Genomic DNA, 3,908 nt, shown 5'->3' with positions numbered 1-3,908 from the left:
GGGGAGAAGCACCGACGACGGGAAGATCACCTTCCCCAAGGACGGACTCGATGTCCGTCAAGGCAGCGGGGCGTGGGGAACCGTGCACGCCGACAGGGCTGATCTCAATGGAGTGAACACCGAGTGGGTGCAGGGGAGAAGCACCGACGACGGGAAGATCACCTTCCCCAAGGACGGACTCGATGTCCGTCAAGGCAGCGGGGCGTGGGGAACCGTGCACGCCGACAAGGCCGACCTCAACGGCATCAACACTGAATGGGTGCAGGGGAGAAGCGCTGACGACGGATGGATCAGCTTCCCCAAGGAAGGCGTGAACGTGCGCAAGGGGGCCGGACAAGCCTGGGGAACCGTGTTTGCTGACAAGGCCGACGTGAACGACGTGATCACCAAGCAAGTCCACGGATCAGGCGAAGGCAAGGGGTATATCCAGTTCCTGGACCAAGACAAGGGCGTGCGGATATTCGGTGGTGTGTCCGCCGGCTGGATACGGGGACTTAACGATGACGAGGCATGGATCCGCTTCAACGAAAAGGGCATATGGGTGCTCAAGAACCAGAACGGCAAGCGTGAGAGCGCGAACGTGGGGTGCGCAACGATCAATGATCGGCCCGCATGATCACGGTGTAATCAGCACTGTCGGCGGATGACAGGGACAGGGGTCAAGGTCGTTCGGACGTAGGGTACTCCACCTTGATCCCTGTGCCTGGCCTGCTCCCAGAGGGGCGGGACGGCGGCGGGATGACCGGCCGGGGCGGGCTTCCAAGCGGATCACTGTGAGGAAGATGAGTAGCTCACGTAGGCACTGGCAAGCCTGTTTCCGGGAGCCAGCCTGGGAGCCATCGAGGCGGACGGTGGCGAACATCAGCGGATCGATCTGAACAACTGGACTGCTCGCAGCCTTCGCGGTGAACTGGTCCGAACGGTCCTGGACATTGATTGGGGACCTACGGATCTCAATGTCAGGCTGAGTCTTACTTCCGCCGCGAGCTGGCCGGTGGGAGGGGACGGAAAGGTCCATTCCTTTGTCGAACCTCCTCCTCGACGCCGTCGGTCTGCCGGAGTGAGCGCGCGGTCAACGTGGAGCGCCCGCAGCGCAGCGAGGACGAACGACGTTGACAGTGCCGAGCGCCGGCGCACACTCACTGTCGGAGGAGGGGCTCGGGTGACTCACTACGGATCTGCCGTGATGGCTTGCTTCTGACGTGTCCACGAGCCCTGAACACCGGCTTTATCCGGGCTGAGCGGCGTGACTTGATAGGAGCCTGGTAGATCCCTCAATTGAGATATGTCGGCCGCCCGGCCCGGATGTCCCCTAAAGAACGGAGACATCTCCATGATGGTGTTCGGCATCGACCCGCACAAGCAGACTCACACCGCGGTGGCGGTGGATGAACTGGGCCGCAGGAAGGCAGAACGGACCGTCGCCGCCCGGAGGGAGGGGCATCTGCAGCTGCTGGTTTGGGCGGGCAAGCTCACCACCGATCGGGTCTGGGCAGTGGAAGACGTCCGGCATGTGGCCGGCAATCTGGTCCGCGACCTGCTGGCCGCCGGCGAGAAGGTGATCCCCGTACCGCCCAAGATGATGGCCGCAGAACGCCGCGGCGGCCGTGAGCACGGCAAATCCGACCCGATCGACGCGCTGGCCATCGCCCGCCTGGCCCTGCGTGAGAGAGCCGATCTGCCGCTGGCGGTGCTGGATGAGCACACCCGCCCGATCCGGCTGCTGGTCGATCATCGCGACGCGCTGATCAAGGAACGCACCCGGGTGATCAACCGGTTCCGCTGGATGCTCCACGACCTGGCCCTCGATCTCGCACCTGCTCGGCGCACCTTGGCGCACAGCGCCACACGCGTCCGGCTGGCCGCCCAGCTCGCCGCCCTGCCCGAGAGCACCTCCCGTCGGGTCGCCTGCGCCCAACTGACTCACATCGACCTGCTGTCGACGCAGGCCAACGCCGTCGAAGCCGAACTCAAGGCGCTGGTCGAGCCCCTTGCGACCGGGCTCCTGGCCGTGACCGGTGTCAGCGTGCTGACCGCTGCCAAGCTCCTGGGAGAGATCGGTGACATTCGCCGTTTCCGGACCACCGCCGCGTTCGCCCGGCATAACGGTACCGCCCCGATACCGGTCTGGAGTGGCAAGAGCGAGGTCCATCGGCTCAACCGCGCCGGAAACCGGCAGCTCAACGCGGCCCTTCACCGCATCGCCCTCACCCAGAGCCGATGCCACCCCGGCGCCCGCCAACTGCTGGAACGCCGCCGGCAAACCCACCACGACACCACCAAAGGCGGCCTGCGCGTCCTCAAACGACACCTGTCAGATGTGGTCTATCGCGTCATGATCGCCGATATTGAAGCCCGGGACATCGCTCCGACGCAAGCCCATCAAGCAGTCGCTTGACATAGGAGCGTCAGAAGGTACCGATCACGGGGGCGTTAGTCCGCGGCTGAGCTTTCACCAGGCACAATCGGATCGTGATCTCCCGGGACTCCCCTCTCCTGAACGCGGCCCATCTCTGTTCCGACGACGCCCGAACCGAATCCGGCGTTGGCGCGGCCGACGCGCTGGAGTACCTGAAGCAGGACGAATGGGAGATGGCTCTCATCCTTCTCGAAGAACTCGGCGACGCTCATCCCCCGCCGCCGGAATTCTGGGGCCTGCTGGCTGACGCCGCCCGTCTGATGTGGCTCAAGTCAGACGTCGCCTGGTATGACTGGCGGCGCAGCGAGGCCCGTACCGGTGCCTTCCTGGCTGAACTTCACTTGCTGCCCGCCGGGGATGGAAGCCGTACAACACCCATACCTCCCGGCGGATTGCTCCGGCCCATGTGGGACCTCGGCCACTGCACCTCTGAGGGAGAACCTCTGCTCAGCATCGCCGGCCTATGGATTGAAGGCCGCGACCCCTTGAAGCCAGGAGGGGGCGCATCGGTGCGGCTGCTTCCCCTCACCCCTGAACACTGGCGACATCTCAAGCCGAGCGATGTGATCACCATGCATGAGATGCGGCCACCCACTGGAACAGCGCGCATCGTGGAGGCCATGCCGCCCGTGGGATATATGCGGGATGATCTTACGCGGTAGAGGTCAGGGAGAATGCTTTCGCCCAGGTGGGAGGGTGTATCACCGTCGAGAACACGGCCCTCTTGAAAACCGCTATGCCTCCGGCGGGGGCGCTCGGCTCCGGGATGATCATCAGTACGCGACCGCAGAGTCGTATTTGGCTGAGGTGGGCCTGATCATCCTGTCTGCCTCGACCCAGGCAAGCCCAGCAGGCCAGTTCCTCCGGCTCAAGCCTGTCTGTGACGGTTGGCATCCCATGACCGAGGAACAGCGATGGGTGAATGGACACTCGAAGACAGGCTTGCCCCTCCGTCGCCGGCCCGCTGCCGCTTCGCGGTGGGTCGAGGCAGACGGGATGATCAGGCGGGTAGAGGCGTGCGCGGCGCGCAGCTCGAACCCTGCGCGGGTTGCAGTTCGGGTTGCAGTTCACCGTCGTTCCATGCCGTTCCAGGCAGGTCGGTCAAGCCTGTTGGTCCAGGTGGAACCGATCGGGACGGTCGAGACCCGAGCTGCTAATGCGGTTTGGGTTTACCGCCCATCCGGGGTTCAAATCCCCGAGCCTCCGCACGTCAGAGGCCCTCTCCCAGATTTCGGGAGAGGGCCTTTTTTTGATCTCTGGACCCTGTCAGGGTTGCAGTTCTCACGCATCGCCTCAGAGGGCGGCTCCCATCCGGGTGCTCGCGTCCTGCATCAACGCGCCGGCCACGTGGGTCTAAAACTGACAGACATCGTTGAAACCTGGGTCTCCGGCCATGTCCGTGGCCATGTAAAAGTGGGTCTGGCCCACTTTCCGTGATCGTCGCGCGTGGCACGGTAACGGTTCGGGTGATCCGTTCTTGTGTCAGGCC

General features: G+C 64.2%; 3 protein-coding genes. All 3 read left to right on the top strand.

The features are described from left to right. Positions 1–616 (top strand): hypothetical protein (locus tag ABZU75_RS45080; protein WP_355569269.1); only part of this gene is annotated, 616 nt, incomplete at its 5' end. A 717-nt stretch (positions 617–1,333) separates the two neighbouring features. Further along, positions 1,334–2,398: an IS110 family transposase gene (locus ABZU75_RS45075; RefSeq protein ID WP_355569267.1), complete on the top strand. Its 1,065-nt coding sequence runs from the start codon at positions 1,334–1,336 to the stop codon at positions 2,396–2,398. A 74-nt stretch (positions 2,399–2,472) separates the two neighbouring features. Continuing rightward, positions 2,473–3,081 (top strand): hypothetical protein, encoded by a 609-nt coding sequence (locus ABZU75_RS45070; RefSeq protein ID WP_355569264.1) that lies wholly within the window; start codon positions 2,473–2,475, stop codon positions 3,079–3,081. The last annotated feature ends 827 nt before the right edge of the window (positions 3,082–3,908 follow it).

The sequence above is a fragment of the Streptosporangium sp. NPDC005286 genome, assembly GCF_040607515.1.
GTDB lineage: Bacteria > Actinomycetota > Actinomycetes > Streptosporangiales > Streptosporangiaceae > Streptosporangium.
This window is presented reverse-complemented; position numbering and strand designations above follow the sequence as displayed.